Raw genomic sequence first — 16445 nt, forward strand, 5'->3', positions numbered from 1 at the left:
AGTTTGCTATGCGATTCAAATTTATTTTAGCAGCAGGACTGAGCTTCATTGCTGGCGCATCTCAGGCGGAAACAGTCAAAATTTATGCTGCAGCCAGTTTAAGCAATGCTATTGCCGATATTGCAAAGCAATATCAGGCACAGAATCCAGACATCAAAATTGTACCGGTATTTGGTGCATCTTCTGCTTTAGCCAAGCAAATTGAAGCCGGTGCACCAAGTGATCTGTATTTTTCAGCAGATGTAGACTGGATGAATTATTTGGTGCAGAAGCAGAAAGTACCTGCAAAGCAAGTGTTCAATATGCTGAGCAATGATTTGGTGCTGATTACGCCTAAAGCGGTGAATATGCAATTTAGGGCCGTGCCGCAGTTTAATTTTTCCAAGGCATTTCAAGGTCACTTATGTACAGGGCAAATGGAGTCTGTACCTGCTGGAAAATATGCAAAACAAAGCCTAACCAAGTTGGGCTGGCTATCAAGTTTGAATGGAAGGATTGTCGGGACAGATGATGTACGTTCAGCACTGGCTTTTGTCGAACGCGGTGAGTGCCAAGCGGGGATTGTTTACCGTACCGATGCGATGATCAGTTCTAAAGTTAAAATAGCCGGGATTTTTCCAAACCATACCCATCAACCCATCATTTACCCATTGGCTTTAACACAGCAAGGCGCAGCTAAACCTGAGGCCGTGAAGTTTTACCGTTATCTTAAAGACCATGCGCAAAGCAAAATGCTGTTTAAGCATTATGGCTTTGGTGTGAAGGGCTAAAGCATGCTAAGCCCTGAAGAGTGGAGCGCCTTGTATCTGTCGGCTAAGGTTGCCATTTGCGCCACTGTATTTTGCTTACCATTTGCTATAGGGCTGGCATGGGTTTTGGCGCGCTATGAGTTTCATTTAAAATTTTTGGTCGAAGCACTTTTACAAATGCCAATGGTGCTGCCGCCGGTGGTTCTAGGATATTTGCTATTGGTGCTGTTTGGTTCAAATGGCTGGATCGGCAAGATGCTAATTGAATGGGGAATTCAGCTGGTTTTTAATTGGAAAGGCGCCGTTTTAGCATCGATGATTGTGTCATTTCCGCTGATTGTGCAGCCGATCCGTTTGTCTTTTCAAATGATCAATCAACAGCTTGAGCAGGTTGCAGGCTCACTAGGCGCACATCCTTTACGGGTATTTGTCTCAATCAGCCTGCCGCTGGCTTTACCAGGGATTTTAATTGGCAGCATTTTAGGCTTTAGCCGAAGTCTAGGTGAGTTTGGCGCAACCATTACCTTTGTCGGCAATATTCCAGATGAAACCCGAACCATTCCTATCGCCATTTATTCGCTGATACAGCAGCCAAATGGTGAAGAGGCCGCAATGCGTTTAGTGATCCTTTCATTGCTGGCGGCTTTTGGCGCATTGATTGCCAATTATTATATTTTACAGCGCTATCAGCGAAAACTCGGAGCCGGCCATGCTTCAGTGTGATTTTCAGTTTCAATATGCAGATTTTCAATTGCAGGCTCGGCTGCAGATGCAGGATCAGCTGCTGGGCATTATGGGGCCATCAGGCAGCGGCAAATCTACGCTGCTGAAAAGTTTGGCCGGTCTGCTGCAGCCCCAGCAAGGTTATATATCGCTGAATCAGCGTGAAGTGTTCAACATAGCGCAGAAGATTAATGTGCCGATGCATAAACGCCGTATTGCGTTAATTTTCCAAAAAGCATGGCTTTTTCCGCATATGGATGTGCAGCAAAATTTGCAATATGCAGAGAACTTAGCTGCTCAGGAAAATGCACAATTTCAGTTTCAGCAAGTAGCGCATCTGCTTGAGTTGAAGCCACTGCTCAAACGGCGGGCACATGAACTATCTGGCGGAGAGGCGCAGCGTGTTTCCATAGGCCGGGCATTGCTGTCACAGCCTGATCTGCTGCTGTTAGATGAACCGCTGACAGGACTTGACCGCAGGCTGAAAGATCAAATATTGCCATTTTTAAACACGGTGAAAGAACAGTCGGCGCTGCCGATGATATATGTCACGCATCATAGTGATGAGTTAGATTATTTAAAAGCCCATATTTTGCATCTAGAAAATGGTCAAATAAGTTTTTAAATAAATATAAATTATATAAGTAATAACAGTAAATTAGATGAAAAAATGGCATTAAGCTGCATCTTAAAGTTTTGATTAGAACTATGAAAAACTCATTTTCTAGATTAAATTGTTATAAAACAAGGGAGAACACAGCGTTTTCCCTTTTTTATTCCTAATGATCTTGGAAATAATGATTTGTACGACTGAACGTGCAGACAGGGAATCTAATCGATGCATGATGATAGCTTAGCCACACATAATTCAACTGCAAAACTGGGTGCAGGGCTATCTAATCGGCATATCACGATGATCAGTATCGGTGGTGTAATTGGTGCTGGACTGTTTGTTGGGTCATCTGCTGCTATTGCAAAAGCAGGGCCTGCCGCCGTTCTTGCTTATATAATTACTAGTATATTGGTTTTTTTAGTCATGCGAATGTTGGGGGAGATGGCAGTCGCTCAACCTGACACAGGCTCATTTTCAACCTATGCAAGAAAAGCCATAGGGCCATGGGCTGGCTTTACTATCGGATGGTTATATTGGTGGTTTTGGGTTTTAGTTATTCCTATTGAAGCAATTGCCGGTGCAGAAATTTTGCATGCATGGTTTCCATCAATATCCAGTGCTGTATTTGCAACATTCTTCATTGTGCTTCTCAGTTTAGCCAACTTTTTTAGTACTCGAAGTTTTGGTGAGTTTGAATTTTGGTTTTCTCTGATAAAAGTCTTGGCTATTGTGATTTTTATCGCCATTGGACTCACCGCAATATTTGGATTTTGGCCCTTAGCACCTGACGTTAGTGGTGTAGAAAATCTGTTCAAAAATGATGGATTTATGCCAAATGGCCTGGGTGGTGTACTTTCAGCAATATTGATTTCAGCATTTTCATTCTTTGGTGTAGAAATACTATCGATCGCTGCAGCAGAATCAAAAGATCCTGAACAAAAAATTAAACGTGCAACCAATTTAGTATTGTATCGGGTCATCTTATTTTTTGTGGTTTCAATTTTTATAACGGTTGCACTGGTAGATTGGCGTTCACCGCAATTACAACAATTAGGCACCTTCCAATATGTCTTGGTCAGTTTAAATGTCCCTCAATCAAAATTGATTATTGATAGTGTGGTATTTATTGCAGTTGCAAGTTGTATGAATGCAGCACTTTATAGTTCATCAAGGATGCTATTTTCATTGGGGACACGCAAAGAAGCACCTCAATGGGTCACATCTATTAATGCCTCTGGTGTACCTGCTATTGCTGTATTTGCATCGTCTGTAGTGGGCTTAATTTGCTGTGCAGTCAATTATTTATTTCCAGGCCAAGTATTTGGATTTTTACTGTCTACAACAGGTTCAATTGCCTTATTGGTTTATTTAGTGATTGCATTTTCACAGCTTAAATTGAGAACACAAATCGAAAAAAATGGAACTGAGGTTGCGTTTAAAATGTGGCTATTTCCATGGCTGACATGGGCAGTCATTTTGGTGATCTTAAGTGTGCTGATCTATATGTTTTTATCTCCAGCCTACAGTTATGAAACTTCATTATCTTTAGGTGTTACGACATTGGTGGTTCTCTGCGGCTTAGTTGTGACAAGAAAAGCTAAGTTGAAGAATGATTCCGAACTGAATTAAAAATAAAGGTTTCGCCGATAAAAATCGTAATCATGAACCAATGGATTGTCTTTAGCATGTGCCGTGTCAGGGGATTAAAGCGAATGCCTTACGTTATATCTCTATGGCAATCCATTTTTAAGACAAATTCAAAGATTCACTTGACCTTCGACCGACTCCAAGCTTTATAATCGTTAAAATTTTCTTGATTGATGCAATATGCGTTCTGCGACATGGATAACAGTCTTAGTTGGATTGTTCATGTTCCAAAGCCTTTGGAACGTGGCAGCCGCTTTCTGTGTGCATGAAGAGCAAACTCAAGTTGTTCAAAGCTATCATTTTGGTCATCATCAAAATACCTTATGCGTTAGCAATGAAACGAATCCACAGCATTCGTTGCATCAAGCATCTGATGAATCCAGTAGTAAACCAGTCAAAAATATCGCTAACGATCTGCAACTTGGTGAAGATCATCAAGACCATTTACCGTCTATGACGCATTTGATTGTACAAAACCAACAATCGATTCTTTTTATTGCACATCAGAGCTTTGAATATTCGCCAAAATTTGTTTGGAAGAATCTTTATCAAGCCCCTGATTTATTACTGCAAACACCTCCTCCTGTTTATGCCCCGCTAATGGCGGGGTAGCCTAAAACATTCCTGCCACTTTTTTTAATAAATGAGTGGGAAAAATCATGTCTTTATATTTTACGGCGTTTATACGTCTAGGCTTAGCTGTCGGTATTTCGACGGCCTTACAAAGTACGTTTGCCGAAAATGTCAGTAGTTTTGAATCTGCATTTGCCAAAGTACAAAACTACCAAGCCCAAACTGATATTTGGCAACAACAACAGCAAATCTCTGATTTTAATGTGCGTCAAAGCAAGCTCTGGCAGAACCCAAGTCTATCGATTGAACAAAATGGTTTTGGTAAAAATCAAGATCAAGAGCTCAGTATCGGAATTAGCCAGCCATTGGATGTATTCGGTCAGCGTAAAATCAATCAAGCACTCGCGAGTACCTCTGCACAGCAAATTCAGTTGCAACAGCAGATTTGGAATGCGCAAAGTCAGCTGATTGTGAAGTTTGCATGGTCACAGCTAGCCATCGCTCAAAATGAGCAATCGATTTACGCTACACAGCTCAAACTCAGTAAATCTAATTTGGACAGTGCGCAAAAACGCTATCAAGCAGGCAGTATCGCTTTGGTGGATGTGGAGCGCGCTCAAATTGAAGCATTGGAAATACAGCGTTTATACCAACAGGCAGTTTTAAAACAGCAAACTGTGGCACGTCAGCTTTCTAATTTATGGGGTGAATCCACGTCGCAAATCGCGTTGAATAACAGCGTTACGCCTTGGCCTGAACAGAGCCAAAGTTTAGTTGAATGTAATTTATCGGAAGGTTGGTTACAAAAATTGTATGCCTTGAATATTCAGCAGGCAAATCAGCAAATTGAACATTTAAAAGTACAGGCACGCCCAAACCCAACCCTAAATATGGGCATGTCACGTACCAAATCTCCAACTGACGCCAATGATACGGCCTTGGTACTTGGTGTGGATATTCCGCTCAATATTTTTAACCGCCAGCAATATGCCATTCCAATGGCGCAAAAACAGCAAATTTTATTAAATCATCAGCAACAGCGCGAGTTAAAACAGCAAGTTTTGGACATTGCCAATAGCATTCACCAGCTTAAAGGTCTGCGTATGCAGTTTGATGCCACAGGCAATCAGATTGGTTTGGCTGAAAAGGTTCAAAACCGAACTTTGCAAGGTTTTCAGGCAGGTAAATTTGCTATTACAGACGTACAGCAAACCACAAAACAACTCCAAGACCTTCGACTTAGCCAAATGCAAATTTTGGCGCAGGCTTGGCAAAGCGCACTCAGTGCTGAAGCCTTAAGTATTGGAACCAGTTATGAAGAAATCAGCCGTTCAGATGCTTATAGCCAACTCAATAAGAAAGCCATTGAGGCATCCCAAAATCTCATCAACAGCGCATCAGCACAATAAGGCAGTTAATCACATGAAAATTAAACAAGATGGAAAAATTTCACAGCCTTTGATGATTGCAGTTTTGGTTGGCCTAACGCTGATGCTGTGTACTGCTATTTGGTTAAGTACAAATAAATCCGATGCGGATAAAACTGAGTCGGAAGGTGAAAATAGCGAAGCCAAAAAGAGTGATACTGAAGCAGAACATGCGGAAGAAGGTGAACTGCAACTCACCACTCAACAAATGGTGGAACAAGGAATTAAAATTGCGACTGTAGAAAATGGTCTGGTCGAAAATATTATTCAATTGCCGGGTAAATTGGCGGTCAATACAGATCAGCAGGCACATATTTCCCCAAACTTCAGCGGTCATGTCGAACAAGTCAGTGTAGCACTCGGTCAAACTGTACAAAAAGGTCAAACTTTAGCTGTGCTGTCAGTACCTGAATTGATTGATCAGCAAGCCAATTTACGTATGGCAGAAGCCAATTTAGATTTAGCCCGTCAAGATTATCAGCGTGAGCAAAAGCTATGGTCTCAAGGAATTTCTGCCAAACAGGACTTCCAGCGTGCTGAAAATGCCTATCGTCAGGCTCAAATTAGCGTACAGTCAGCACAATCGCGCTTACAAGCTTTGGGCGCGAATAGCGGTCAAAACGGACGATTTATTATTCGTGCGCCAATCGCTGGCGTGATTAGTCAAAAAGATATTGTGGTGGGTGAAAATGTGCAATTGGCAGATCAATTGTTCACCATTGAACAGCTAAAAGATTTGTGGCTAGAATTTAACTTAACTCATCAATATTCCGCACAATTACAAACGGGTCAAAACGTCTCTTTCAAAATCAATGGCTCAGATCAGCTCTATAGCGCAGAGGTACAAAGCCTGACGTCAAAGGCAGATGTGCAAACGGGACGCTTGGTGGTACGTGCCAAATTAAAACAACAATCTGCTGAGCTTCGCCCGAATGTGATGGTCAACGTGCTATTGGCTGATTCAGGTACTAAAAAAGCATTACGGGTGCAAAAGTCCGCCGTGCAAAGTATTGAGGGTCAAGACAGTATTTTTATTGTTGAATCTGAGCTAAAAGGCCAAGTGCATTTAAAAGCACAAGCGCTAAAACTTGGACAAGCATCCAGTGATGGGCAATGGCTAGAAGTGATTTCGGGTCTTGAGGCAGGGCAAAAGTATATTTCCCAAGGCAGTTTTTTACTGAAATCTGAACTGGAAAAAGACGAGGCTGGCCATGAACACTAATTCAGAGAACCCGAACACAGATTTACCAAAGCCAGAAGGTCTATTCGAACGCATTATTCAGTTTTCAATTCAAAATGCAATTTGGGTGATGCTGTTTGTCTGCACATGGATTGCCGTCGGGATTTACAGTTATCAAAAACTGCCGATTGATGCAGTACCTGATATTACCAACACCCAAGTGCAAATTAATACGCAGGCCAATGGCTTTACAGCGTTAGAAGTTGAACAGCGGATTACTTATCCGATTGAAAATGCGATGGCAGGTATTCCAGATTTGGAGTTGACCCGTTCTATTTCCCGTTATGGCCTGTCACAAGTCACGATTGTCTTTAAAGACGGTACGGATATTTACTGGGCACGTCAGCAAATTAATCAGCGGGTACAGGAAGTTCAGTCGTCATTGCCAGCTCAGGTTTCTCCGACGATGTCGCCAGTTTCGACAGGTTTGGGCGAGATTTATCAATGGGTGCTGAAAGCAGAACCCAATGCAAAAAAAGCAGATGGTACGGCATATAGCGCGATGGATTTGCGTGAAATTCAGGACTGGATTGTGCGTCCGCAATTACAGCGTGTACAAGGTGTTGCCGAGGTCAACAGTATTGGTGGTTTTAATAAAACCTACGTGGTTTCACCTGATTTAAACCGCATGCAACAGCTGAACCTGTCATTAGAACAATTACAGCAAGCGCTTACAGAAAATAATGAAAACCGTGGTGCAGGATTTATTGAGGAAAATGGTCAGCAGTTAACAGTTCGAGTGCCGGGAACCTTAAACACCATTTCAGATATTGAAAACACCATGATTGACAGCCCAAATGGCAGTCCAATTCGGGTGGGTGATATTGCGCAAGTCTCCATTGGGCATGATTTGCGCACAGGTGGTGCAACCTATAACGGAGAAGAAACGGTTTTAGGTATTGCCATGATGGCTATGGGACAAAATAGCCGAACTGTCTCGAAAGCTGTAGATTCCAAAATTAAAGACATTCAAGCCAGCTTACCCAAAGGGGTAAAAATTGAAACAGTGTATGACCGTACCACATTGGTGGAGAAAGCGATTAAAACCGTTCAAAAGAACTTGGTTGAAGGCGCAATTCTAGTCATCATCATTTTATTTATCTTTTTAGGCAATATCCGTGCAGCACTCATTACGGCCTGTGTTATTCCGCTGTCAATGCTGTTTACCTTAACCGGCATGGCACAAAAGAATATCAGCGCGAACCTAATGAGCTTAGGCGCATTGGATTTCGGTATTATTGTTGATGGTGCAGTGGTGATTGTTGAAAACTGTATACGACGTTTAGCCCATGCACAGCAAATTTTGAAACGTCCATTAACGCAAAATGAACGCTTTAAAGAAGTCTTTTTGGCTGCACGTCAGGCGCGCCGTCCGCTGATATTCGGTCAGTTAATTATTTTAGTGGTTTATTTGCCAATTTTTGCTTTAAGTGGTGTAGAAGCAAAAATGTTCCATCCGATGGCATTAACTGTGGTATTGGCACTTGTGGCGGCGATCATTCTGTCTATTACATTTGTACCTGCTGCTGTAGCGCTTTGGGTGAAAGGTGAAATTAAAGAAACAGAAAGCCGTTGGATGAATTGGCTGAAAAAGCAGTATCTTCAAATTTTAAATAAAGCCTTTCATTACAAGGCTGTAGTGATGACTTTTGCACTGTGTTTACTGCTCATTACTGGGCTTTTAAGCACCAAAATTGGCAGTGAGTTTGCACCACAGCTGAGTGAAGGTGATTTTGCAGTTCAACTGATGCGCTCTCCTAGCACTGGTTTAGAAGAATCATTAAGAATGCAGGAAAACGCTGAGAAACTGCTGTTGAAAAAATTCCCAGAGATTCAGGCTGTATTTGCTCGTACAGGTACGGCAGAAGTAGCAACCGATGTAATGCCTCCGAACATTTCCGATGGTTATATCATGCTCAAACCACGTAATGAATGGCCAAACCCTAAAGAAAGTGTGGATGAACTGCGTGGCCGTATGGTGGCTTATGTGGCTACAATTCCAGGTAATAACAGTGAGTTTTCCCAACCTATTGAACTGCGCTTTAATGAGTTGATCTCAGGTGTGCGTAGTGATGTGGGCGTCAAAATATTTGGCGATGATATGCAAGTGCTCAACACAGAAGCCACTAAGATCGCCAAAATTATGCAGCAAGTTGCGGGGAGCAGCGCCGTAAAAGTTGAACAAACTTCAGGTTTACCTTTATTAAATATTGAAATAGATAAGGCTTTGGCTGCGCAATATGGTTTAAACGTTAAATCTATACAGGATACTGTGGCAGCCAGTGTCGGTGGACAAAGTGTAGGGGAGATTTTAGAAGGTGATCGCCGTTTTGATTTTGTTATTCGTTTAAATGATCAAGATCGTAATGTAAGTACAATTTCACAACTACCGTTAAAGTTGCCAAATGGTGGCAGTATTGTACTCTCAAATGTTGCCACAGTGTCTAATGTAGATGGGATCAATCAAGTCAGCCGTGAGAATGGTAAACGCCGTATTGTAGTGACTGCCAATGTTGAGGGCCGTGATTTAGGTTCTTTTGTGGCGGGTATGCAGACTCAGCTGAAACAATATGCATTACCAAGCGGTTATTGGATTGAATATGGCGGTCAATTTGAAAACCTTGCATCTGCCAAAGCAAGAATGCAAATTGTCATTCCTTTAGCACTACTGACCATCTTTATTTTATTAATGGCAGTATTTCATAATGTGAAAGAAAGTCTGCTGGTCTTTACTGGCGTACCCTTTGCCTTAACGGGCGGTGTATTGTTTCTTTGGTTAAGAGATATTCCGCTTTCGATGTCTGCAGGGATTGGATTTATTGCACTCTCAGGTGTTGCTGTGCTGAATGGCCTGGTCATGCTGACCTTCATTAAAGAACTGGGGGACAAGTATCCATTGCATGAAGCCGTATGGCAGGGCGCTGTACTTCGATTACGCCCAGTACTCATGACTGCCTGTGTTGCCTCTTTAGGTTTTGTACCAATGGCTTTGGCAACAGGTACAGGTGCGGAAGTGCAACGGCCTTTAGCCACGGTTGTGATCGGCGGTATTCTTTCTTCCACCTTGCTGACCTTGGTGCTATTGCCAGTGCTTTACCGCTGGCTTAATACAGCTCGATCTCAATAATCTAGACTAAGCAATTTTGATTAAAACGATATTGCATTAACCCATACGGTTCATTCATTAGACAGAATGGATCGTATGGACTTACGATTTATCAATATTTAAACACAGCTAAAATCAGCAAATCAGTATAAGCCGATATTCACCTACATTTTCTACAGGTGCGCGGTGTACACAAGGCAAAACTTGCTGTGTAGGATGATCCACCGCTAAACGCCAAAGATGACCATTGCCTAGATTTACAGGCACAGCATTTTCTTTGAGCTGATAATGTAAATCAAAAAAATATTCCGCTAAAAAATCATCAAATTCTGAGGTAGGGCCATCGTACAAATCTTTAAGTTGTTCTCGTATTTTAGGAATTAAGATTCTTTGTGTCACTTGATCATTTGGCACAATATCACTGGAAGCACCATAATATGTACATAAAAAGGTATCGGTAGCGATAGGTGATCGATCGACATGAAAGGAATAAACATCGGTTGAGATGAAATCGAATTCATCATCTCGTTCATAACATTTGAGCAAGTTCAACGAAGGTGATGCACCAAATTCTGTTAATTGTTGCAGATCATTTAAAATAACTTCTCTGGCTAAATGGCCTTGCGATGAAAGTGTTAACTTCATCAGATCATCTATAGAAATTTCGGTTATATTTTCAATCAGTTCGAGTTTTTCGACTATTTCTTTAAAGTCGCCTTGTATGCTGCGTTGCCAGCAAAGCGCATTCATTTGACCTTCGAAATGACTATGAATCAATTCAGAAAATGTAGTGACTACACCAATTTGAGGATGCTGGGAAAAAGTATTGCTCATAATAGGGATCAATTTAAATCTGAGGCGAAGATACTGCGTACAAGGAAGTGCTAGAAGGATTAAGCAGTTTTATTCTATCTTAAACCATAAACTGCTATACAAAATTATTCGAGCATAGGCATTCATCGTTACGCTTTCTGTTTGGCTTTTTGGCGTAAGACATACAAATATAAGCTTTCTACTTTTTCACGTGCCCAAGGTGTAGTACGTAAGAATCGTAGTGATGATTTAACGCTTGGATCTATGCAAAAACATCTAATTTCAATTTTGCGGCTTAAGCTTTCAAAACCACCGTAGTAATCCAATAATTCATCCAAGATGTCAGCAAGTTTTTTGCCGTGTAAAGGGTCATTGGAGGTGCTCATATTAGATCAATCATATTTTGGGAGACCATTATTATAACCTGAGCGAGTTGAAAAAATGAGAGGGTTTGAATTTAAACATCAGGAACGTCAGATTCGCCAATTGATAAGATTCTGATTTCGGCATAACGTATATTATGTTCATTAGCGTACTCGGCATCGTGAATGATAATTTTACAGATTCACGATGTCGAGCTGTGGCAACGGATGCGTTGTGTAGGCCACAGTCTTGGATATGCTATTTAACATAATATATATTATACGAAATAGTATAATTAAGACTTTGATATTTAATATTTTTTAATTTATTGGTGCTTAAATCTTTCATCTGTGTAACAAACTTGATTTGTTGCTCTTACACATCAAACATATTTTGTGCCGCCAAGATCCTACGCAATACTGACAATATTATTTGTCCTGCTACAATCCTCAGACAAGAAAAAAGCCATAACAACGATTGCTATGGCTAATTCACATTAATTTCTATATTTAAATCAATCAATTGTTTTACTAATTGTTGATTTAGGAAGATTTGATTTCCTCACTGCTAAATGCATTTTCCTTTCGCTCTATTTGATCCGGCTTTAAGAATGATGATGCAATAATCGCAATCACTGCAAAGCCTGAAATATACGCAATAATTAAATTTGGGCTTCCATCACCAATACTTAGCAATTTTGTCGCGATTAATGGAGCTAAACCACCACCTAGCACGCCTGCAAATTGAACTGAGATTGAAATACCGCTATAACGTATTTCTGCTGGAAATTGGCGCGAAAATAACTGTGACTGCGGCGCATACATCAAAGGAAAAACCACACCAATACCAATCACAATGGCCGTCCAAACCAATACTGGATCTTTAGTATTTAACATCGCAAAAAATGGATAGCTGTATAAAGCCAGTACGCATAAACCAAATCTAAACATGTTTTTTTGCCCAACTTTATCAGACAAATGTCCAAAAATTGGCGTAATGACCATGATGACTGCAGCACCACAAATCGTTGCAAACAAAATGTCTTGTCTAGGAATATTCAGCTGTGTGGTAGTATAGGCTAAAGCAAATGTCGATGCCAAATAGAACCAAGCATTTTCAGCAGCTCGAGATAAAATAATCGTAATCAACTGCTTAGGATGATTTTTAAACACTTGTTTTGCTGGAACTTTAATTGTTTCAGTTTGAGCTTTAACTTTTTCAAAGTCTGGTGACTCCGGTACTTTTACACGAATATACCAACCTACAGCCAGTAAAATAATGCTGGCTAAAAATGGTAGACGCCAACCCCAGCTAAATAGCGCTTCTTCAGGTAACATTGAGACTAGACCTAAAGCTACCGAAGCGAGCAATAAACCACCACCTGTACTGGCTTGCGGTAGACTTCCCCAAAAGCCTTTTTTACCCGCTGGCGCATGTTCTACCGCCATGAGGACTGCTCCGCCCCATTCTCCACCCATGGCCATGCCCTGTATAAATCTTAAAATAATTAAACAGACCGTTGCCCAATAACCAATGGTTTCAAATGTCGGTAACAACCCAATCATCACCGTTGGAATACCCATCAACATTAATGTGACCAATAACATTGATTTACGACCGATTTTATCGCCGAAATGACCAAAAACAATTCCACCAAGTGGTCGACCAATAAAGCCAACAGCATAAGTGGCAAATGCTGCCAATACGCCAGTTAATGGATCAAGATTTGGAAAGAAAAGTCGATTGAAAATGAGTGCTGCGGCAGCACCATAGATAAAAAAGTCATACCATTCGATGGTTGTACCCACCATGCTGGAAATACCTGCTAAACGATGCGAAGACTTGGCTGGTCGAGCTGTATTTCCCTGTACATTTTGCATTGTTATCTTCCTTATTCTGCAAGATATTTCTATGTTGCATTTTCACGATGCTTGATTTGTGTGATGATTTTCTTCATGAAAATCAATATTTTTAGATCTTATATATGTTTAATTTACGCTGAGTCACTTGTTCATATTGAATAAGAAATTGAATATGAATATTACCCAAGTGTTTGAACCGTGAATGTTTTTAAATTACTGATTAAATAGATATTTCCTCCATTATTTTATCTAAGGTCGGACTAGACTGTTGCCACTTTGGCTGCTTGTCTTTATCCACAATTAATGCGCGAACACCTTCGACAATATCGCCATGTTGAAACCAAACATCTTGCAAATGTCGTTCAATTTGCATGCATTGCTTTAGTGAAAGACTTCGACCTAAATGTTGGAGTTGCAAACTGATCCTTTTCGCGATTGGAGATCGTTGTTCCAAGGTATTGCGTATTTTTAACGCCCACGCTTGAGCATCATTATGCTGTTCATTTTCAAGACTATTTTCAATGGCATCAATGCTCTCAAAACCAAAATGCTTACGAATTAAATCTGCATTTTGACTAAGTTCACTTTCCGCTGGTCGAGTAATATATTTCGCAATCAATTGTTCAATATTTTCCTTGCTTAGTTGCTTGGAATTTCTTAATTCTTCTTCTAATTGAACAAGTTGCTCACTCGGAACATGGTAGTCAATCAAATCTAGATACAACGCATCGCTGGCACTGATTTGATCGCCTGTAGTTGCCATGTACACACCAATATCATCTAAACGTGATAAAAAGTGTGTCGCAGCCACATCTGGGAAAAATCCAATGGCAGTTTCAGGCATGGCAAATCTAGATTTTTCGCTGCTGATAAGCACATGACATGCTTGGGCCAAGCCAAATCCACCGCCAAGTACATAGCCATCAAGTATGACAATAATGGGTTTTTCATACGCACGAATGGTATTCAGCATTTCATACTCAGCTTGAAAATAAGCTTGATGATCTTCTTTACCATTCATATAACTATCATAGAGATAACGAATATCGCCACCTGCACAAAATGCTTTAGGACTATTTGAGCGAATAAGTACAGCATGAATATTAGTTTGATCAGCCCATAGTGCTAATTGCTGTTGAATCCCTTGAATCATTTCCAAAGACAAGGCATTTAAACTTGCCACGCGATCTAAACTGATTTGGCCTAAATGTCCATGTTCTTCAATCATTAAGTTATTTGTACTCATATCCGTATTATCCTTTTTTATTTTTAATTGTTTTTAAAATTGGCTTGGCGCTTTTCAACAAATGCTTGCATACCTTCTTTTTGGTCTTGAGTTGCAAAAATCGAATGGAATGTTCTGCGTTCAAAACGCAAACCTTCTTGCAAACTGACTTCAAATGCACGGTTAATTGACTCTTTGATCATCATGGTTACCACCACAGATTTTTCCGCTATTTTTTCAGCAGCTTTTAAGGTCTTTTCGACCAACTCCTCTTTAGGAAAGACCTGAGCAACTAAACCACTCTGCTCTGCTTCTGCTGCGCCCATTTGTCTCGCAGTCAGACACATTTCCATGGCTTTGGCCTTACCTATAGCAAGCGTTAAGCGCTGTGTCCCACCTATCCCTGGGATTACTCCCAAAGTCACTTCTGGTAAACCGAATTTTGCATTGTCGGCACAGTAAATAAAGTCGCACATGAGTGCTAACTCACAGCCTCCACCTAACGCATAACCACTGACAGCTGCAATTAAAGGTTTACGGCGCTGAGCAATTCGATCTGCCAGATGAAAAAAATCATCCAAATAAATATTTGGGAAACTCAGTTCAGCCATTTCTTTAATATCTGCGCCAGCGGCAAAGGCTTTTTCTGAACCTGTAATAACCATACAACCAATGGTGGGATCTCGATCTAGATCATCCAAGGCAGTATTAAGGTCTTGAATTAATGTGCTATTCAACGCATTTAAGGCCTGAGGACGATTTAAAATAATGAGTCCAACACCATTGTTCTTTTCGAGCAGAATCGTTTCAAATTGCATGTGAGATCCCTATATATGTTCAATATTTATGAGTAGGCTTCATATCTGAAGCCTTGTCGTTTTAAATGTCTTAAAGACGTTATAAGCTACGGGCAATTACTAAACGTTGGATATCACTCGTACCTTCATAGATTTGGCAAATACGTGCATCACGATATATACGCTCTATCGGGAAATCTTTGAGATAGCCATAACCACCAAAGACTTGTAATGCTGCAGAGCAAACACGCTCAGCCATTTCAGATGAAAAAAGCTTGGCCATAGACGCTTCATTTAAACAAGGCTGTCCTGCTTCTTTTAAACGTGCCGCGTGATAGACCAATTGGCGTGCTGCCTCTATTTCTGTCGCCATACTTGCCAATCGGAACGCAACTGCCTGATGTTCAAAGATCGGCTTTCCAAAGGTAATACGCTCTTTGGCATATCGGGTTGCTTCTTCTAATGCTGCTCGTGCAAGACCAACCGCTTGAGCCGCTATACCAATACGACCGCCTTCTAGATTTGATAAGGCAATTTTCAAACCTTCACCTTCTTTTCCTAACATTAGGCTTTCATGCACTCGCACGTCTGTGAGTGCGATTTGGCAGGTATCTGAGGCATGTAATCCAAGCTTTTCTTCAGTACGAATCACTTCATAACCGGCTGTCTCACGAGGGACAATAAAAGCACTCAGGCCTTTTTTCCCTGCACTCGGATCAGTCACAGCAAAGACAATAATGACCCCTGCATTATGTCCCGAGGTAATAAACTGCTTAGCACCATTAATCACCCATTCATTGCCATCTTTGACTGCACGGGTTTTAATGGCAGCAGCATCTGAACCCGTATGCGGCTCAGTTAATGCAAATGCACCGATCATTTTGCCTTGTGCTAAAGGCACTAAATATTTCTGCTTTTGTTCTTCTGTGCCAAATTTAGCAATAGGAACACAGCCTACCGAGTTATGTACACTCATAATGGTTGAGGTTGCCCCATCGGCCGCGGCAATCTCTTCTAAAGCCATAACATAAGCAAGATTACCTGTATCTGAACCACCCCATTCATCTGATACCAACATACCCAATAAACCCAGTTCCCCCATCTGCGCTAAAGCCGCTTTGGGAAAGGTACCGTGTTTATCCCATTCGCCCGCTTGAGGTTTAATTTGTTCCTGCGCGAAACTGCGTGCCATGTCCTGAATTAATAATTGTTCTTCGGTAAATTGCATCTTATCTTCCTGTACATCAATCAAATGCTTCCATCCAGTTTGAAAATGATTAGAACTGAATGAAAGCTTGATTTTGATC

The 16445-nt window shown here is 41.0% G+C and carries 14 protein-coding genes; 8 read left to right on the forward strand and 6 right to left on the reverse strand.

Translation table 11 applies throughout. The annotated features are described in order from the left end of the window. The first annotated feature begins 8 nt into the window (after window positions 1-8). The 8 genes from modA (at window position 9) to FTU06_RS02055 (ending at window position 10099) form a co-directional block, all read left to right on the forward strand. A complete protein-coding gene (gene modA / locus FTU06_RS02020) occupies window positions 9-770 on the forward strand; it encodes a molybdate ABC transporter substrate-binding protein (RefSeq protein ID WP_180144619.1) in 762 nt (253 codons plus the stop codon). A 3-nt stretch (window positions 771-773) separates the two neighbouring features. Continuing rightward, window positions 774-1472: a molybdate ABC transporter permease subunit gene (gene modB, locus FTU06_RS02025; protein ID WP_180027004.1), complete on the forward strand. Its 699-nt coding sequence runs from the start codon at window positions 774-776 to the stop codon at window positions 1470-1472. Then, the gene (locus FTU06_RS02030; protein ID WP_180021861.1) at window positions 1459-2097 is read left to right on the forward strand and encodes an ATP-binding cassette domain-containing protein; all 639 of its coding nucleotides are present in this window, start codon (window positions 1459-1461) and stop codon (window positions 2095-2097) included. Before modB ends, FTU06_RS02030 begins: the two co-directional genes overlap by 14 nt. A gap of 213 nt (window positions 2098-2310) precedes the next feature. Beyond that, window positions 2311-3714, forward strand: a complete 1404-nt coding sequence (locus FTU06_RS02035; protein ID WP_078190870.1) for an amino acid permease — start codon at window positions 2311-2313, stop codon at window positions 3712-3714. 198 nt (window positions 3715-3912) lie between these two features. Then, window positions 3913-4344: a cation efflux protein, CzcI-like gene (locus FTU06_RS02040; RefSeq protein WP_218954032.1), complete on the forward strand. Its 432-nt coding sequence runs from the start codon at window positions 3913-3915 to the stop codon at window positions 4342-4344. A 47-nt stretch (window positions 4345-4391) separates the two neighbouring features. Further along, window positions 4392-5714, forward strand: a complete 1323-nt coding sequence (locus tag FTU06_RS02045; protein WP_180144622.1) for a TolC family protein — start codon at window positions 4392-4394, stop codon at window positions 5712-5714. Window positions 5715-5727: 13 nt separating this feature from the next. Continuing rightward, on the forward strand, window positions 5728-6954 hold the full coding sequence (locus FTU06_RS02050) for an efflux RND transporter periplasmic adaptor subunit (protein ID WP_180054725.1): 1227 nt from the start codon (window positions 5728-5730) through the stop codon (window positions 6952-6954). Continuing rightward, window positions 6944-10099 (forward strand): efflux RND transporter permease subunit, encoded by a 3156-nt coding sequence (locus tag FTU06_RS02055; RefSeq protein ID WP_180144625.1) that lies wholly within the window; start codon window positions 6944-6946, stop codon window positions 10097-10099. The genes FTU06_RS02050 and FTU06_RS02055 overlap by 11 nt, the downstream gene beginning before the upstream one ends. Before the next feature lie 114 nt (window positions 10100-10213). On the opposite strand, the gene FTU06_RS02060 is transcribed toward FTU06_RS02055, so the two are convergent. The 6 genes from FTU06_RS02060 to FTU06_RS02085 all read right to left on the reverse strand — a co-directional run bounded on the left by FTU06_RS02060 (window position 10214) and on the right by FTU06_RS02085 (window position 16366). Further along, window positions 10214-10912, reverse strand: a complete 699-nt coding sequence (locus tag FTU06_RS02060) for a DUF1826 domain-containing protein (RefSeq protein ID WP_180004439.1) — start codon at window positions 10910-10912, stop codon at window positions 10214-10216. Window positions 10913-11040: 128 nt separating this feature from the next. Next, window positions 11041-11277 carry a VF530 family DNA-binding protein gene (locus tag FTU06_RS02065; protein ID WP_180004441.1) on the reverse strand — a complete coding sequence of 79 codons (237 nt, stop codon included), beginning with the start codon at window positions 11275-11277 and terminating at the stop codon, window positions 11041-11043. A 519-nt stretch (window positions 11278-11796) separates the two neighbouring features. Then, entirely contained in the window at window positions 11797-13134 is a 1338-nt protein-coding gene (locus FTU06_RS02070; protein WP_180144628.1) for an MFS transporter, read from the reverse strand. A 202-nt stretch (window positions 13135-13336) separates the two neighbouring features. After that, the gene (locus tag FTU06_RS02075; RefSeq protein WP_180144631.1) at window positions 13337-14362 is read right to left on the reverse strand and encodes an enoyl-CoA hydratase/isomerase family protein; all 1026 of its coding nucleotides are present in this window, start codon (window positions 14360-14362) and stop codon (window positions 13337-13339) included. Between the two features lie 23 nt (window positions 14363-14385). Beyond that, entirely contained in the window at window positions 14386-15159 is a 774-nt protein-coding gene (locus FTU06_RS02080) for an enoyl-CoA hydratase (protein WP_180144634.1), read from the reverse strand. Window positions 15160-15238: 79 nt separating this feature from the next. Continuing rightward, window positions 15239-16366, reverse strand: coding sequence for an acyl-CoA dehydrogenase family protein (locus tag FTU06_RS02085; RefSeq protein ID WP_180111517.1), 1128 nt, complete (start codon window positions 16364-16366; stop codon window positions 15239-15241). Window positions 16367-16445: the final 79 nt, after the last annotated feature.

This window comes from Acinetobacter sp. YH12052, from assembly GCF_013419835.1.
Lineage (GTDB): Bacteria > Pseudomonadota > Gammaproteobacteria > Pseudomonadales > Moraxellaceae > Acinetobacter > Acinetobacter amyesii.